This window comes from Stenotrophomonas sp. MYb238 (assembly GCF_009496535.1).
Classification (GTDB): domain Bacteria; phylum Pseudomonadota; class Gammaproteobacteria; order Xanthomonadales; family Xanthomonadaceae; genus Stenotrophomonas.
The window spans coordinates 1-16,158 of sequence record NZ_WIDL01000010.1 but is presented as its reverse complement, the minus strand read 5'-3'; the positions used below and the strand labels follow the sequence as shown (position 1 = coordinate 16,158).

The window sequence follows — 16,158 nt, the reverse complement described above, 5'->3', positions numbered from 1 at the left end:
GCGGCATGACCGAGCCCCCAAGCCTTCTCTCCATTCCCACTGCCGACGCTGCCACCACCGGCGATTGGCGACAGCTGCCGCGCCGCGGCGCGCCGTTCGCCGCCATCGGTACCGGACTGGCGTCGATGTTCACCCTGCTGCTGGCCTGTGGCGCGCTGTCGCTGGCGCTGCACAATCCCTGGACGCTGGCGACCACGCTGGCCGCCGCCGGCGCGGGCCTGCTGGGCGGCGCCTGGACCGGCTGGCGGCGCCATCGCCGCACCTTCTGGCGGCTGGACGCGCAGGCGCTGGGCGTGCGCCGCGGGCACCTGTGGCGGAGCGAAAGCCATGTCCCCGTATCGCGCGTGCAGCACATGGACCTGCGCCGCGGCCCGCTGCAGCGCGCCGCCGGGCTGGCGACGCTGGTCGTGCATACCGCCGGCACGCGGATGAACACCGTCGCCATCGCCGGCCTCGACCATGAAGACGCCGAGCGCCTGCGCGACCGGCTCTCCCGCCAGCTCGACCACGACGACGCGCTGTGACCCTTCCCGATCTCCCGACGCCAGCGCAGGAACAGCGCCTGCATCCCTGGTCGTGGCTGTTCGAGCTGCAGCAGCATCTGCAGCAGTTCCTGCTGCCGCTGGTGGCCCTGCTGTTCTTCGGCAGCCGCCGCCAGGACCACGAGTGGCTGTTCCACCTGATCACCCTGGCCGTGCTGGCGGCCATGGCGGCCAGCGCGCTGCTGCACTACCTCACCTACCGCTACCGGATCGGTGACGACGCGCTGACCATCCGCAGCGGCATCCTCGAACGCACGCGCCGCGAGATCCCGTTCGCGCGCATCCACAACGTCGTCGTGCACCAGAACCTGCTGCACCGTCTGTTCGGCGTGGCCGAGCTGCGCCTGGAGTCGGCCGCCGGCGACAAGCCCGAAGCGCAGATGCGCGTGCTGCGGCTGGCGCAGGCGCTCGAACTGGAACGGCTGATCCGCCACCGGGGCGGCGACACCGTTCCCGGCGGGCAGGAGCCGCAGGACGGCGCGTCCCCGCTGCTCACGCTGCCGCTGCCGGAACTGGTACGGCTGGGACTGATCTCCAACCGCGCGCTGGTGGTGGCCGCCGCCGCCCTGGGCGCGCTCTGGCAGATGTTCCCGCGCGACATGGCCGAGGATTTCGTCCGCGACCAGGGCCGCCAGGTATTCGGCTATGCCAGCCAGCTGCAGCTGGGCGCCTCCACCTGGATCGGCACCGGGCTCGTTCTCCTGCTGCTGGCGCTGCTGCTGATGTGGCTGGCGTCCATCGCCCTGGCGATCGTGCAGTACCACGGTTTCCACCTCGGCGAAGCCGAGCGGCGCCTCACCGTCGAGCGTGGGCTGCTCACGCGGCTGCGCAGCAGCGTCGCGCACCGCCGCATCCAGGCCTGGACCCTGCGCGAAGGCGTGCTGCACCGCCTGTTCCGACGCCGCCAGCTGCGTGTGGACATCGCCGCCGGCGGTGGCCGGGAACAGGAGGGTCGCGCGCTGAAGGAGCTGGCGCCCCTGGCCACGCCCGACGACTGCGACCGCCTGCTGCAACACCTGCTGCCCGACGTGCAGTGGCCGCCGTCGCAGTGGCAGGCCGTGTCCATGCGCGGCTGGTGGCGGCTGTGCCTGCCGGCGCTGCCCGTCGTGGCCGCGGCGACGGCGCTGGGCTGGCACAAGTTCGGCGCCTGGGGCCTGCTGCCCCTGCTGTGGCTGCCGTGGTCCGCATTCAAGGCGCACCGACAGGTTTCGCGCATGGGCTACAGCATCGACCCGCAACGGGTGGCGATGCGCGGCGGCTGGTGGAACCGCTGGTGGCGCGTCGCCGAACTGGACAAGCTGCAGGCGCTGCGGCTGGACCGCTCGCCGCTGGATCGCCACTTCGGCACCGCCACGCTGACGCTGGACACCGCCGGCGCCTTCGGCGCGCCGCCGTTGCGGCTCCGCTTCCTCGAAGAAGCGCGCGCCCGCGAACTGATGGCGCAGCTGGGACGGGAAATGGCGCGGCGCCGGCTGCGCTGGTAGGAGCGCACCTTGGTGCGCGATGAGGCTTCACCGGGAAAGCTCCATCGCGCACCAAGGTGCGCTCCTACGACCGCGACGGTCCCCAATAGCCAAGATCGCGGCGGATCTGCAGCCCCCGCCACAGCGCACCCAGCGGCTTGCGCGACAGCGTTCCGAGGCGGCCGGCGATGAAGTCCTCGGTCGCGGCGACCACCCGCTCGGACGAACGCCCATCGCGGTAGGGATGGATCGAATCGGCGTAACGCACGATTTCCGCCATCAGCGCCGGCTCCGGCGACAACGCGCGCGCCAGCATCTCCGGCAGCCGGGCCGGATCGTCGAAATCGAGCATATGCGGCTGCGGTACGCGGTTGCGGAAGGTCACCACCGGTTTGTGCTGGACGATGAACTCCGAAACGATCGACGAGGTATCGGAAACCAGCACGTCGGCGGCGCGCTGCGCGGCCATCACCTGTTCCGGCTCGACGAAGCGGGCGTTGTCGCCAGCCAGCGCGCGGTAGCGCTCGAACAGGTCCGGGGCGCACTTGGGGTGCAGGGTCAGCAACCAGTAGCGTCCGCCACCGGCGATGTCCGCGGCGATCCGGTCGTACAGGTGTGGCGCCGCGCTCAGGCGCTCGGTGAAGGTGGAACCGAACAGCACCACCGGCCGGCCGCCGGCCGGCGCGCGCAGGGCGGCAGCCTGCCCGCCATCGTCGCGGAACAGCGGGTCGAGCTTGGGCCAGCCGGTTTCCTTCACCGCGAAATGGCCTTCGCGCGCGGCCAGTTCCTGGAACGGACGCGTCGTCGCCGGCCCCTGCGTGCAGTACAGGTCGAACAGGCCACGCACCCGGAAGTGCCCGCGCGCATCCTCGCGCTTCTGCACGTTGAAGCCATGGAACAGCTGCACCTTGGCGCCGGCGACGAACGGCGGCACCCAGTTGGCCGCGCTCAGCACCGCACGCGGGCGCATCGCCAGCGCCTGCTCCAGTCCGATGGACGGCACGCCTTCCAGGACGGCGCCGGCCGCGCCGTCCTGGAACCAGGCCGCGACCTCGTGGCCGCCCGCGTGCAACGCCTGCGCCAGAGGCGCGAGAATAGGCAGCGCATAGCGCTCCGTCGCAAACAGCAGGTATCCGGCCATCACCATGTCCTCTTCGACCGCTCCCACCGAACGGCCTCGCATCACGGCCTGCATTATCGCGTTCAACGAAGCCGCGCGCATCGGCGACTGCCTGGCCTCGCTGGCGTTCTGCGACGAGATCGTGGTGGTGGATTCGTATTCCACGGACGCCACCGTGGCGATCGCCGAGGCGGCAGGCGCGCGCGTGCTGCAGCGGCCATTCGACGGGTTCCGCAGCCAGAAGGCGTACTGCGTCGCGCAGGCGCGCCACGACTGGGTGCTGTGCCTGGACGCCGACGAGCGTGTGAGCCAGGAGCTGCGCCATGCCATCGAACAGGCACGCGACGCGGGATTTTCCGGTGCCGCCGGCTACCGCTTCGCGCGCCTGTCCGAGTATTTCGGCCGGTTCCTGCGCCATGGCAATGCCTATCCGGACCGCGTGCTGCGCCTGTTCGACCGCCGCCACGGTGGCTGGCGCGGCGCGCGCGAGATCCACGAAGCGGCCAGTGTCGACGGCGCCGTCCGCACGCTGGCGGGCGACCTGATCCACTACCCCTACCGCTCGTTCGAACAACAGCTGGCCAAGACCCAGCGCTATGCCCGCATGATGGCCGAACACGAATTCGCCCGCGGCAAACGCGCGACCCTGGGCAAGCTGGTACTGGCGCCGACCTGGCGCTTCTGGCGCGGCTGGCTGCTGCGCGGCGGCTTCCGCGATGGCTGGCACGGCCTGGTCTACGCCTATGTGCGCGCCAACTATGTGCGGCAGAAGACCATCATGCTGTGGCTGCTGCAGAACGGCCGGAACGTGGCCGATCCGCCCCGCGATCAGTCCTGAGCCAGGTGCGGCCGGTGCCGCCCGGGCGTGGCGACCAGCGACAGGCCGGCCAGCACGCCGACCAGCGTGGCATAGGTGCTCGCGGTGATCTGATGGGCGAACATCGACTGGGTCACGCCGCACAGTACATAGGCAACCACGACCATCACCCCGGCCGCCGCCGGCCCGCGGAATCCCCCTTCGCCGCTGCGGCGATGCAGATGGATGAACATCCACAATGGCAGCCCGTAGACGCACAGCAGCAGCAACAGGCCGGGTATCCCCTGGGTAGCGGCCCACTCGGCGATGTCGTTGTGCGCATGCCCCAGATGGCAGCGCTCCTCGACCGCGCCCGGTTTCCTGCAGTCCGGCAGGCGCTGCATGGCGGTATCGAAATGACCGATGCCCACGCCCGCCCATGGACGTTCCAGGAACGTATCCCAGGCCACCTGCAACCGCTCCAGGCGTGCGCCGGCAGAGGAGTCCACATCGCCGACCTCGATGCGTTGCACGTCCTCGTGCAGTTCGCTCAACCGGGTGCGCTCGCGCAGCTGCGGAACGGCCAGGACCAGCGCGGCCGCCACCACCACCAGGCCGGCCAGCGCGCCCAGGCGGACGCGCCCGCTGCCGCGGCGTATCGACAACGCCATCGCCAGCAGCAGCGCGAGCAATGCCGGCCATGCACCACGGCTGCCGCTGAGCAGGATCACGCCACCACCGGCCGCCATGCCCAGCGCGATCCAGCCCCAGCGCCCGGGAGGACGGCAGAACACCAGCAGCGCCATGAATACCAGGGAGACGTCGGCCAGGACGATGGAGTTGGTCCAGGCCTGCGCACGCGGCCAGCCCTGGACGACCTGGTAGCCGGCAACGGCAAGCGTGGCGAACAGGCCGGCCAGCGCACCCCACCACAGGGCTTCCAGGCGCGGACGGAACGCGCATACCCAGAGCAGCGCCCAGGGCATGGCCAGGAACCGGGTGCGGTAGCCCTCGTCCCTGAAAGCGCTTTCGAAATGCCACGTCGACACCACGGCAGAGACCAGCACCGCGACCGCCAACGCCAGCAGCAGGTAACCGAAGGTACCGGCGCGCTCCCGCGCCCGCCACAGGCTTGAAACGCCCACAACGCTGGTCACGAGCAGCACCACGGCAAAGGGAAGCACGTTGTATGGCGTACTGACCATCGCGGCCGGCAACAGGAACAACCCCACCGAAGCCAGCATGCCCAGTGCGTCGTTCCGCTCGAGACCGGCGGCCCCGGTATACGTCAGATTGCGTGCCATCGTGGCAACTCTGGGGCCGGAGCCATGAATCATTCCCTACCAGACAGACCACGGAGGCGGGGTATGTCGGCCCCCGGGCTTGTGGAAACGGCCGCCGGATGCGGCAACCGGGCGGACGATATCACGCCTGTATAATTTCTTTCTGCTCCGCCTCCCGTACCGCCCACCTCCTCATGAAACGCATCCTGGTAACCGGCGGCGCCGGCTTTCTCGGCTCGCACCTGTGCGACCGCCTGGTCGGAAACGGCCACGACGTGCTCTGCGTCGACAATTTCTTCACCGGCAGCAAACGCAACGTCGCGCACCTGCTGGGCAATCCCGGCTTCGAGCTGATGCGCCACGACGTCACCTTCCCGCTGTACGTCGAAGTGGACCGCATCTTCAATCTCGCCTGTCCGGCCTCGCCCATCCACTACCAGCACGATCCGGTCCAGACCACCAAGACCAGCGTGCACGGGGCGATCAACATGCTGGGCCTGGCCAAGCGGCTGGACGCACGCATCCTGCAGGCCTCCACCAGCGAGGTATACGGGGATCCGGAAGTGCATCCGCAGCAGGAAGGCTATTGGGGCCGGGTCAACCCGATCGGCCTGCGCAGCTGCTACGACGAGGGCAAGCGCTGCGCGGAAACGCTGTTCTTCGATTACTTCCGCCAGCACGGGCTGGACATCAAGGTCGTGCGCATCTTCAACACCTATGGGCCGCGCATGCACCCCAGCGACGGCCGGGTGGTCAGCAACTTCATCGTGCAGGCGCTCAAGGGCGAGGACATCACCATCTATGGCGACGGCAGCCAGACCCGCAGCTTCTGCTACGTGGACGACCTGATCGAGGCCATGGTGCGCATGATGGAAAGCGAACGCGGCTTCACCGGGCCGGTCAATATCGGCAATCCCGGCGAGTTCACCATGCTGGAACTGGCCGAGAAGGTGATCTCGCTGGTCGGAGGCGGCTCGCGGCTGGTCTTCCAGCCGCTGCCGGAGGACGACCCGAAGCAGCGGCAGCCGGACATCGCGCTCGCCCGCTCGGCCCTGGACTGGGAGCCGAAGGTGGCGCTGGACGACGGACTGAAGGAAACCATCGCCTACTTCCGCCAGGTGCTGGCGGCATGAGCACCGCAACCACCACCTTCTCCGTCGTCATCACCAGCTACAACTACCTCCAGTTCGTCGTCGAGGCCGTGGAAAGCGCGCTCGCGCAGACCCGGCCGGCCGCACAGGTCATCGTGGTGGACGACGGTTCGACCGATGGCTCGCCAGCCATGCTGCAGGAGCGCTACGGCGCCGATCCGCGCGTGACCTTGCTGTTCGGCGAGAACGAAGGGCAGCTGGCGGCGTTCCAGCGCGGCGTAGGCGCCGCCACGGCCGACGTGGTCTGCTTCCTGGACGCCGACGACCGCTGGAAGCCGCAGTACCTGGAGAAGGTCGGTACCGTCTACGACGAACGGCGCGACGTCGATTTCGTGTTCAGCGACCTGCGGACCTTCGGCATCGACAACCAGGACATCCTCTACGAGGACAGCAGGACGCCGATCGACCTGGGCTATACCGCGATCAGCACCTATTTCTTCGTCACCTGGTACGGCGCCCCGACCTCGGCGCTGTCCCTGCGCCGCCGCTGGGCGGACAACGTGCTGGACCTGCCGCACAGCTTCCGCAGGCAGTGGAAGCTGTGCGCCGATGCCTGCGTGGTGCATGGCGCCAGCATCCTGGGAGCCCGCAAGTTCTACCTGCCCACCGGCTGCGTCGAGTACCGCACCCACGGCAGCAACGGCTGGTGGGCGACCCGGCAACAGGCGGCCTCACTGCATCTCAACGGCCTGCGCAACTACGGCATCGTCCGCCATTACGCATGGCGCAGCGGGCTGGACGACGGTTGCTGCGTGCTGAGCAAGAACGAGTACCGCACCAAGCCGGCGCCCACGCGCAAGGAACGGAAGCGCTACGCGTCGTTGGCGCTGCGCGGCGACGCCCCGTGGTGGAAGCGCTGCGAACGCGCCGTCAGCATCCTGTTCGGGCGCAAGCGCGGCTGATCTCGGCAGAGCGTCACCACGGGACGCGGCGCGCGCCGGCGCGTCAGGAGCAGCTCTCGGCCCGCGTACGGAAGCGCTCCGGCAGGTCGTGCAGGAGCCGGCGGACGTCGAGCCTCAACCGGTAGCCCTCCCGCGCCAGCCAGCGCCACGGCCCGACGGATTCCTTCTCCCCCTCGCGGGCCTGGATGATCGAATCGAACGATTCGTCGCTGCTCACCAGGCCGCGTTTCAGGCCCAGGCATTCCACGCCGTGCAGCCAGGCCAGGTCCATGTAGTCGTCGACTGCCACCACCCATTCGTCGGCATGCCGCAGAAAGCGCACGGCCGCCTCCGGCGCGAGGTAATAGCCGAACGTGCACAGGGGGCTGCGCCAGTAGCGGTGGAGGACATGGTCGCCGAAACAGAGCCAGGGTTCGCTCGGCCTGTCGGCCGCATGCAGGCGGAAATACCCCACCTCGTCCGGCAACTGCCGCAGGTCGGCCAGCAACGCGGGCAGCGCCGGATCGATTGCGATGTCGTCCTCCAGGACGATCATGGGCTGCCCGCTTTCCAGGCAACGCCGCCAGAGCAGGTAGTGGCTCGCCCAGCAGCCGATTTCGCCGGGGCGGAACGGCCGGCCCTTGCGCAACAGCCGCTTCTTCTCGGCCACGTGACCGAACAACGGATGCGGCTGGCGCCCGTTCACCGCTTCGAAGAATTGCAACCGCAGTCCCAGAGCGGCCCCCTGGCGCTCCATCGACGACCGTCGGTCGGTCGAAGCGGGCAGGTTGATCACGTAGATCGGCAGTTCGGTCGTGGGCCGAGGCATGCGGGACACTTCTGGGTTTGGTGAGGCACGAATGGCGGGACGCGCCTGCCGACGGAGACGGAACAACCCCGTCCCCAATCGCATATCCCGGTGTGGCCACCGCCAAGATTGGCGGGACGGGACCGTCACGGTACAGGCGGAAATTTTCACAAGGATTGCACACGCACCCGTGCGCCCATGTGAACGGGAATCCCGGCCGCAAGGCCGCCATTCAGCCAGGGAAGGCGTCGATCAGGCGTCCGCTGCCGCCTTCACCAGCCGCGCCTGGAAGAAACCGTCGCCGCCTTGCTGTCCCGGCAGGCGCTGGCGCGTGCCCGCGTCGCCATGGCCGAAAGCCTCCGGCAACGCGTCGATACGGGCGTCCGGAGTCCGCGCCAGGAAGGCGGCAATCTGTTGCTGGTTCTCGCGCCGCAGGATCGAGCAGGTGGCGTACAGCAGCACCCCGCCGGGCGCCACCACCCGCCACAGGGCATCGAGCAGCCGCGCCTGCTGGGCGGCCAGCGCGTCGATGTCGCCAGGGCGGCGGTGCAGCAGCACGTCGGGCTGGCGGCGGACGACACCGGTGGCCGAGCACGGCGCGTCCAGCAGCACCGCGTCGAAGGGCTCGCCGTCCCACCATGCGCCCAGGTCGGCCGCATCCACCGCGCGTACCTGCGCCGCCGCGCCCACGCCGGTGCGGGCGAAGGTCTCGCGGATCCGCTGCAGACGCCGCGCGTCCACGTCCAGCGCCAGCAGGCGCAGGGCCGGATCACGTTCGAGCAGGTGCGCGGACTTGCCGCCCGGGGCGGCGCAGGCGTCCAGCACCCGGGCGCCGGGCGCCGGCGCCAGCGCATCGGCCACCTGCTGCGCCGACAGGTCCTGTACCGATACCCCGCCCTCGCCGAAATCCGGCAGGCTGGCGACCGGTACCGCAACCGGCAGGCGGATCGCATCGGCGGCCAGCGCCGACGCCTCGCCCTCGATGCCCGCCTCCCGCAGGCGCTGCAGATAGGCGTCGCGCGCATGGCGTTGGCGGTTGACCCGCAGCCACAGCGGCGCGGGCTGCAGGCTGGCGGCGAACACCGCCTCGGCCTGCGCGGGCCAGTCCCGCCGCACCTGCTCCAGCAACCAATCCGGCCAGGCGTCCTCGGCGCGGGCGGCGGGGAATCCTTCGCGCTGGGCGCGGCGCAGCACCGCGTTGACCAGGCCGGCCTGGCGCTCGCGTCCCAGCGCGCGCGCCGCCTCGACCGTGGCCGACAACGCAGCGTGCGCCGGCAGTTCCAGCGCGTCGAGCTGGGCGAAGCCGGCCAGCAGCAGCCCCTTCAGTTCGCCGTCGCGTGGTCCCAGCGGTTTCTGCAGCCACTGCCGCAGCGCCTGTTCGTAGACGGAACGGCGGCGCAGCGTGGCGAAGCTGATCGCCTCGAGCAGGGCGCGGTCGCGGCTGTCGTCCAGCCTGGGCAACGTGGCCGCCAGCTCCGCCTTCAACGAGCGGCCGCGGCCGATGACCGCGGCCAGCACCTTGGCCGCCAGTACGCGCGTCTGCACCCCCGGCTGCTGCTTTGCGCCGCCCTTCCACGGACCGGATGCCGAAACCGCCATCGGCTCAGCCCCCGACCGGCAGGTCGCGCCGGGCGTTGAGGTAGTCGGCGGCGGTGATCGCCTTGCCGCCCTCGCGCTGCACCACGCGCAGGCGCAGCGCGCCCTGTCCGCAGGCGATGTCGATGCCGTCGCGGGACGCGCCGATCACCGTGCCGGGCGCCTTGCCCTGGTCGCCGTCGATGGCCACGGCGCCATGGATGCGCACGCGCTCGCCGGCCAGCGTCGCCTCGGCCACCGGCCATGGGTTGAACGCGCGCACCCGCCGCGCCAGCGCGGCGGCGTCCTGGTTCCAGTCCAGCCGGGCTTCGGCCTTGTCGAGCTTGTGCGCATAGGTGACCCCGGCCTCCGGCTGGGCCTGCGCCACCGGCTTGAGGCCCGCGCGCAGCAGGCCCAGGCCATCGGCCAGCACCCGCGCGCCCATCTCGGCGAGGCGGTCGTGCAGCAGGCCGCCGGTATCGGTGTCGGCGATCGGGGTGCGCTGGCTCAGCAGCACCGGACCGGTATCCAGCCCGGCTTCCATCTGCATCAGGCAGACGCCGGTCTCGCTGTCGCCGGCCTCGATCGCACGCTGGATCGGCGCGGCGCCGCGCCAGCGCGGCAGCAGCGAGGCATGCACGTTCCAGCAGCCGTGGGTGGGAATGGCGAGCACCGCCCGCGGCAGGATCAGCCCGTAGGCGACCACGATCATCAGGTCCGGCTGCAGGTCGCGCAGCTGCTGCTGGGCTTCCGGGGTCTTCAGGCTCTCCGGCTGGAACACCGGGATGCCGCGGGCGATGGCCTCGAGCTTGACCGGCGACGGCATCAGGCCGCGGCCGCGGCCGGCCGGGCGGTCGGGCTGGGTGTAGACGGCAACCACTTCATGGTGGCGCGCGGCGGCCCCGAGCGAAGCGACGGCGAATTCCGGCGTACCGGCAAAAACGATTCTCATGCGATTCAACTCCCGGAAAGAACGACGGCGCCGAGGACGGCGCCGTGCGATGCGCGGACGGAAGGCCCGGACAGGCCGGGCGGCCCGCCTCAGGCGACGTGCTTGCGCTGCTTGGCCAGCTTCTTGCGCACCATCTCGCGCTTGAGCGGCGAGAGGTAGTCGATGAACAGCTTGCCGTCCAGGTGGTCCATCTCGTGCTGGATGCAGGTGGCCAGCAGGCCGTCGGCGGCCAGTTCGCGCTCCTTGCCCTCGCGGTCGAGGAAATGCACGACGATGCTGTCGGCGCGGGTCACGTCGGCATAGATGCCGGGCACCGACAGGCAGCCTTCCTGGTAGACGCGGCCGCTTTCGCTGGCGCTGGCGATCCGCGGGTTGATGAACACCTGCGGCGCGTCGTGCTCCTCGCTGACGTCGATGACCATGAAGCGCTTGTGCACGTCCACCTGGCTGGCGGCCAGTCCAATGCCGGGCGCGTCGTACATGGTCTGGAACATGTCGTCGAGCAGCTGCTGGAAGGCCGGCGTGGTCACTTCGGCGGCGTCGACGGCAGCGGCCTTGGTACGCAGCCGCGGGTCGGGGAATTCGAGAATGGGCAGGAGGGCCATGGGGTACACCGATAGGGGATATGCCGCGCAATCCGGCAGGACGTCCCAATTCTAGCGCCTGCGCTTGCCCGGCGCCCCGGGTTCTGCACTATAGTGCGCGAACCTGTTGGGGAATCAGGCAGATCGCAGCCATGCTGAAACAATTACGTACGGTCGCCGCCGTCGCGTTGCTGACCGTGACGACCTATGCCGTGGCGGTGGAATCGGGCGCCACCCATCCCGACACCTATGTGGTGCGGAAGGGCGACACGCTGTGGGACATCGCCGCCCGTTTCCTGAAGAAGCCGTGGCTTTGGCCGGAAATCTGGCAGGCCAACCCGCAGGTCAGCAATCCGCACCTGATCTATCCGGGCGACGTGCTGAGCCTGGCCTACCTGGACCGCGTGACCCCGCGGGCCACGGTCCAGCCGGGCAGGCGCGACGAGGCGCCGATCAACGCGGTGCCGCTGTCCGAGATTGAACCGTTCCTGAAGAACCTGTCCATCATGGACAGCTTCAAGGAGCTGCCCTATGTCGTCGGCCTGGAGGACAACCGCCTGCGCGGCAGCGCCGGCCAGCAGGCCTACGTGCGCGGCCTGCAGGGCGCCCAGCCGGGCCAGCGCTACGCGCTGCTGCGGCCCACGGTCCGTTACGGCCAGCCCAAGCCCAGCGACGACCTGGACGTCCGTGGCGACACCACGCCGCTCACCGGCAACCTGTGGAAGAGCTATGTCGCCAGCAGCGACCGCCATGAACTGCTCGGCTACGAACTGGCCCAGGTCGCCGTCGGCACCGTAAGCCATGTCGGCAGCGGCGAGCGCGAGGCGTCCACCCTGCTGTTGCAGGACAGTGGCCGCGAGGTCCGCGCCGGCGACCGCCTGGTGCCGGTGCAGGCCAATCCCTACGACCTCCAGTTCGTTCCGCATGCGCCGGCCGCGTCGTTCACCGACGGCCACCTGCGCGTGCTGGCTGTAGCCGACGCTCTTACCTCCGGCGGCCCGCGCGACGTCATCGCCATTTCCGGCGGCAGCCGCGACGGCATCGACAACGGCACCGTGTTCTCGGTCTGGCGCAGCGGGCGCCACGTCAACGACCGCGTGACCGGCATGGCGACCTCGCGCACGGACGACGCGCTGAAGCCGGGTGCCGGCCGCGTGTCGCTGCCCGACGAGTACGCCGCCCATGCCATGGTGTTCCGCACCTTCGACAAGGTCAGCTATGCGCTGGTGATGGAAGGCACCAAGCCGGCGCGCGTCGGTTACGAGCTCAAGCATCCCGACGCGCAGTAGCCGTCGCGGCAGAAACCGACGTTGCACCACGACGGCGCCCGAGGGCGCCGTCGCCGTTTCGGCGCCAGCATGCCGGGCATGCCTACTCCTGCTGACGATGACCGCCGCCGCGCTGAAGTCGACGCCCTGCTGGCGCTGGTCATGGCCGGCGGCCCGGCCCGTGCGGCCCGCGATCTGCTCGACCGCTTCGGCAACGCCGCGGATGCGCTGGCGGCAGGCCCCACGGCCTGGGCCGCGACCGGCCTCGGCCCACGCCCGGCCAACGCCCTTGCCGCCCCCGGGCCGGAGCGCGTGGAACAGGCCCGCCGCTGGCTGGAACATCCGCGCCACCACCTGATCGGCTGGCAGGATGCCGACTACCCGCCGCTGTTGCGCAGCAGCCCGAATCCCCCGCTGGCGCTGTTCGTCGATGGCGACCCGGCCTGTCTCTGGCAGCCCGCGATCGCCATCGTCGGCAGCCGCAACCCCAGCGCGGGCGGGCGCGACAACGCCTACGATCTCGCACGCGCGCTGTCGGCGACGGGCCTGTGCATCGGCAGCGGGCTGGCCGCGGGCATCGACGCGGCGGCGCACCGCGCCGCGCTCGATGGCGGTGGCGCCACCTTCGCCGTGATCGGCACCGGCCCGGACCTGGCCTATCCCCGCCGGCATGCCCTCCTGCAGGAACAGGTCGCGGCCAGCGGCGCGGTGGTCAGCGAATACCCGCCCGGCACGCCGCCGCGCAATGGTCAGTTCCCCGCCCGCAACCGGCTGCTGGCCGCGCTGTCGCTGGGCACGGTGGTGATCGAGGCGGCCGAACGCTCCGGCGCCCTGATCACCGCGCGGCTGGCCGCCGAGGCCGGCCGCGAGGTGTTCGCGGTACCCGGCTCCATCCGCAATCCTATGGCGCGCGGCTGCCACCGGCTGATACGCGACGGCGCAACACTGGTGACACAGGCGGCCGACATCCTTGAAGGCGTGGCCAATCTGGCCGGCGAACTGGCGGGCGCCTTGCAAAACCGGTTGTCGACCCCCATTCCGGATGCGCCGGGCGCCCCCTGCCCGGCCTTCGCCCCACCGGACCCGGACTACCAGCGCTTGTGGAATGCGCTGGGCCACGACCCAACCGGTATGGATTCACTGATCAGACGCACCGGATTGACGGCCAGCAGGCTGTCATCCATGCTGCTGGCCATGGAACTGGAGGGAAAGGTGTCGTCCGCATACGGCTGCTACACCCGAACCTGAGGTTCCTTCACCTCCACAGCGCCGCTTGGCGCAGGCCGAGGGCAATGAAAGAGAGCATCCTGGACGTCCTGCTGTATCTGTTCGAACACTATTTCAGCGAGGACGCCGATCTCATAAGAGACCGCGATTCGCTGCAGAACGGCCTGATCCAGGCCGGTTTCAGCCCCACCGAGATCAACAAGGCGTTCGACTGGCTCGATGCGCTGGCCGAGCAGCGCCCCGCCGTGGGCCAGGCGCGCGTGGACGGGCCGGTGCGCATCTTCCATGGCCCCGAGCTGGACAAGCTGGACGTGGAGAGCCGCGGCTTCCTGCTGTTCCTGGAACAGCACGGCATCCTCGACGCCGACCAGCGCGAGCTGGTCCTGGACCGCGCGATGGCGCTGGACCAGGACGAACTGGACCTGGACGACCTCAAGTGGGTCGTATTGATGGTGCTGTTCAACCAGCCGGGCGCCGAAGCGGCCTATGCCTGGATGGAAACCCAGATGTTCGTCGACGAGCCCGAACCGCTGCATTGAGGGCGAGGGTCGACCGCGGCACCTCGCCTGCCCTTTACTCCTCCACCCGATGGCCCCCGTTGAAACGGCCGCTTCGCGGCAAGGCCGGTCGCGGCTGAGGCCACCCCTGCATCATGACGAAGGCAGGCGGCGCGCCGCCGCCACGGCACCCGCATAAGGAAATCCCCATGAGCCAGTGGTTCTATGCCGAGGGCAACCGCGAACGCCGCGGCCCGCTGCCCGCCGAGAACATCGCCGCGCTGTTCCGCTCCGGGCGCATCGCCGGCGATACCCTGGTCTGGCGCGAGGGCGCCGGCGACTGGCGTCCGCTGCGCGACTTCGCCGCCGAGCTCGGCTTGGACATGCCCGCCGGCCCCGCGCCGGAACCGGCCGTGCCGCCGCTGCCGCCCCAGGTGCAGCATGTGCACGTCGTCGCACCGGCACCGGCGCCCAGGCCCGGATTGTCCGGCTGCGCCATCTTCGGCATCGTCGCCGCCGTGGGCGGCCTGATAGTGGTGGCGGTCGGCGGCATCCTCGCGGCGATCGCGGTGCCGGCCTACAACGATTACCTGCTGCGCGCGAAAGTGACGGCCGCGCACGCCCAGCTGCAGCCGCTGGCCGCCGACGTCGCCCATTCCCTGACGACCGGCGGCCATTGCCCGGTCAACGGCGACGAAGGTTTCCACAGCCCGGAAAGCTACGCCGGCGGCGATATCGCGGCCGTGCGCATCGGCCGCTTCGGCAACGACCACTGCGGCCTGGAAGCGCGCTTCCACGTTCCCGGAAAAGCGGCGCTTGACGGCAAGCACCTCTGGCTCGACTACGATACGCAGACCGCCACCTGGTCCTGCAGCTCCGACGTGGCGGACAAACATCTGCCGGCCCACTGTCGCGGCTGATTCAGGACGAACAGAACATTACGGGGAACATTTAGATGAGTCAGTGGTACTACGCCGATGCCCAGCGCGAGCGGCATGGGCCGGTCGAGGCCGACATCCTCCGCGACAAGTTCCGCAGGAACGAACTGGACCTGGCCACCCTGGTCTGGCGCGAGGGCATGTCGCAGTGGCAGCCGCTCTCGGCGATGGCCGAGGAACTGCAGCTGCTGGTGCAGGCGGACGCCGGCACCGGCATCGACCTGCGCGCGGACTACCAGGCCATCGAGGACGGCACCGCCGTAACCAAGGCCGCCGCCAGCCCGTATTCGCCCTACGCCGCCCCCGCCAGCACCGGGATGGGCGAGGCGGTGGTCAATGGCGGCGAGATCGTCTACGCCGGCTTCTGGAAGCGCGTGGCGGCCTATTTCATCGACAGCCTGGTCGTCGGCATGGTCGGCGGCGTGATCGCCATGGTCATCGGCATGGTGCTGGGCATCGGCATGGCCGGCCTGGGCGGCGGCAGCGACGCCATGGGCGCCGGCTTCATCGCGATCCAGCTGCTGACCAACCTCATCTCCATCGGCCTGTCGGCCGCCTACTACGCCGGCTTCCACGCCTCGTCGGGCAAGGCCACGCTGGGCAAGATGGCGGTGGGCATCAAGGTGGTGCGCAGCAACGGCGAGCGGATCACCATAGCCCGCGGCATCGGCCGCTACTTCGCCGCCATGCTCAGCGGCCTGATCCTGTGCATCGGCTACCTGATGGCTGCCTTCACCGAGCGCAAGCAGGGCCTGCACGACATGATCTGCGACACCCTGGTGGTGGACAAATGGGCGTTCACCGACCATCCGGAATGGCAGCAGCGCGGCCTGGGCACGGTGACCATCGTGATCCTGTCGCTGTTCGGCGTGCTGGTCGTGGTGGGTATCGTCGCGCTCCTGGCGGTGATCGGCATCGCCGCCTCCAATTTCAGCTGAGTCACGCGCCGCCGCTTGACAACGGCGGTCTCTCCGTGATTTCTCTGGACAGGAAAGCTGAACGCCCGGGCCCCCGCCCGGGCGTCGGCATATCCGGATCGGCCGTCGCGGCTTCACTAAAGGGCGCGTTTGCGC

The 16,158-nt window shown here is 69.9% G+C and carries 16 protein-coding genes; 10 read left to right on the top strand and 6 right to left on the bottom strand.

Going from position 1 to position 16,158, the window contains the following annotated elements:
* The first annotated feature begins 5 nt into the window (after window positions 1–5).
* A complete protein-coding gene (locus tag CQ393_RS08440; RefSeq protein WP_153191118.1) occupies window positions 6–524 on the top strand; it encodes a PH domain-containing protein in 519 nt (172 codons plus the stop codon).
* Window positions 521–2,026, top strand: a complete 1,506-nt coding sequence (locus tag CQ393_RS08435) for a PH domain-containing protein (RefSeq protein WP_343199877.1) — start codon at window positions 521–523, stop codon at window positions 2,024–2,026. Before CQ393_RS08440 ends, CQ393_RS08435 begins: the two co-directional genes overlap by 4 nt.
* 64 nt (window positions 2,027–2,090) lie before the next feature.
* Here the strand turns inward: CQ393_RS08435 and CQ393_RS08430 are convergent, their stop codons facing one another.
* A complete protein-coding gene (locus CQ393_RS08430; RefSeq protein ID WP_343199903.1) occupies window positions 2,091–3,149 on the bottom strand; it encodes a CDP-glycerol glycerophosphotransferase family protein in 1,059 nt (352 codons plus the stop codon).
* 1 nt (window position 3,150) lies between these two features.
* Here CQ393_RS08430 and CQ393_RS08425 point away from each other — a divergent pair, with 1 nt between their 5' ends.
* Window positions 3,151–3,963: a glycosyltransferase family 2 protein gene (locus CQ393_RS08425; RefSeq protein WP_153191116.1), complete on the top strand. Its 813-nt coding sequence runs from the start codon at window positions 3,151–3,153 to the stop codon at window positions 3,961–3,963.
* On the opposite strand, the gene CQ393_RS08420 is transcribed toward CQ393_RS08425, so the two are convergent.
* The gene (locus tag CQ393_RS08420; RefSeq protein WP_228114371.1) at window positions 3,954–5,225 is read right to left on the bottom strand and encodes an O-antigen ligase family protein; all 1,272 of its coding nucleotides are present in this window, start codon (window positions 5,223–5,225) and stop codon (window positions 3,954–3,956) included. The two genes, CQ393_RS08425 and CQ393_RS08420, sit on opposite strands and share 10 nt — an antisense overlap.
* A 173-nt stretch (window positions 5,226–5,398) precedes the next feature.
* Between CQ393_RS08420 and CQ393_RS08415 the strand changes: the two genes are divergently transcribed.
* Together CQ393_RS08415 and CQ393_RS08410 are read left to right on the top strand one after the other, a co-directional pair.
* Window positions 5,399–6,337: a UDP-glucuronic acid decarboxylase family protein gene (locus CQ393_RS08415; RefSeq protein ID WP_153191115.1), complete on the top strand. Its 939-nt coding sequence runs from the start codon at window positions 5,399–5,401 to the stop codon at window positions 6,335–6,337.
* Window positions 6,334–7,257 (top strand): glycosyltransferase family 2 protein, encoded by a 924-nt coding sequence (locus CQ393_RS08410; RefSeq protein ID WP_153191114.1) that lies wholly within the window; start codon window positions 6,334–6,336, stop codon window positions 7,255–7,257. Before CQ393_RS08415 ends, CQ393_RS08410 begins: the two co-directional genes overlap by 4 nt.
* 43 nt (window positions 7,258–7,300) lie before the next feature.
* Here the strand turns inward: CQ393_RS08410 and CQ393_RS08405 are convergent, their stop codons facing one another.
* From CQ393_RS08405 to def, 4 genes are all read right to left on the bottom strand, one after another.
* Entirely contained in the window at window positions 7,301–8,065 is a 765-nt protein-coding gene (locus CQ393_RS08405; protein WP_194269623.1) for a glycosyltransferase family 25 protein, read from the bottom strand.
* 231 nt (window positions 8,066–8,296) lie between these two features.
* On the bottom strand, window positions 8,297–9,643 hold the full coding sequence (rsmB, locus tag CQ393_RS08400; RefSeq protein WP_153191112.1) for a 16S rRNA (cytosine(967)-C(5))-methyltransferase RsmB: 1,347 nt from the start codon (window positions 9,641–9,643) through the stop codon (window positions 8,297–8,299).
* Window positions 9,644–9,647: 4 nt separating this feature from the next.
* Window positions 9,648–10,571 (bottom strand): methionyl-tRNA formyltransferase, encoded by a 924-nt coding sequence (gene fmt / locus CQ393_RS08395; protein WP_153191111.1) that lies wholly within the window; start codon window positions 10,569–10,571, stop codon window positions 9,648–9,650.
* A gap of 89 nt (window positions 10,572–10,660) precedes the next feature.
* A complete protein-coding gene (def, locus tag CQ393_RS08390; RefSeq protein ID WP_153191110.1) occupies window positions 10,661–11,176 on the bottom strand; it encodes a peptide deformylase in 516 nt (171 codons plus the stop codon).
* A gap of 131 nt (window positions 11,177–11,307) precedes the next feature.
* Between def and CQ393_RS08385 the strand changes: the two genes are divergently transcribed.
* The 5 genes from CQ393_RS08385 (at window position 11,308) to CQ393_RS08365 (ending at window position 16,023) form a co-directional block, all read left to right on the top strand.
* On the top strand, window positions 11,308–12,444 hold the full coding sequence (locus CQ393_RS08385; protein WP_153191109.1) for a LysM peptidoglycan-binding domain-containing protein: 1,137 nt from the start codon (window positions 11,308–11,310) through the stop codon (window positions 12,442–12,444).
* A gap of 78 nt (window positions 12,445–12,522) precedes the next feature.
* Complete coding sequence (gene dprA / locus CQ393_RS08380; RefSeq protein WP_153191209.1) at window positions 12,523–13,671, top strand: DNA-processing protein DprA; 1,149 nt, start codon at window positions 12,523–12,525, stop codon at window positions 13,669–13,671.
* A gap of 44 nt (window positions 13,672–13,715) precedes the next feature.
* The gene (locus CQ393_RS08375) at window positions 13,716–14,189 is read left to right on the top strand and encodes a DUF494 family protein (RefSeq protein ID WP_153191108.1); all 474 of its coding nucleotides are present in this window, start codon (window positions 13,716–13,718) and stop codon (window positions 14,187–14,189) included.
* Window positions 14,190–14,356: 167 nt separating this feature from the next.
* Window positions 14,357–15,067, top strand: a complete 711-nt coding sequence (locus CQ393_RS08370; RefSeq protein ID WP_153191107.1) for a pilin — start codon at window positions 14,357–14,359, stop codon at window positions 15,065–15,067.
* A gap of 35 nt (window positions 15,068–15,102) precedes the next feature.
* The gene (locus CQ393_RS08365) at window positions 15,103–16,023 is read left to right on the top strand and encodes an RDD family protein (protein ID WP_153191106.1); all 921 of its coding nucleotides are present in this window, start codon (window positions 15,103–15,105) and stop codon (window positions 16,021–16,023) included.
* Window positions 16,024–16,158: the final 135 nt, after the last annotated feature.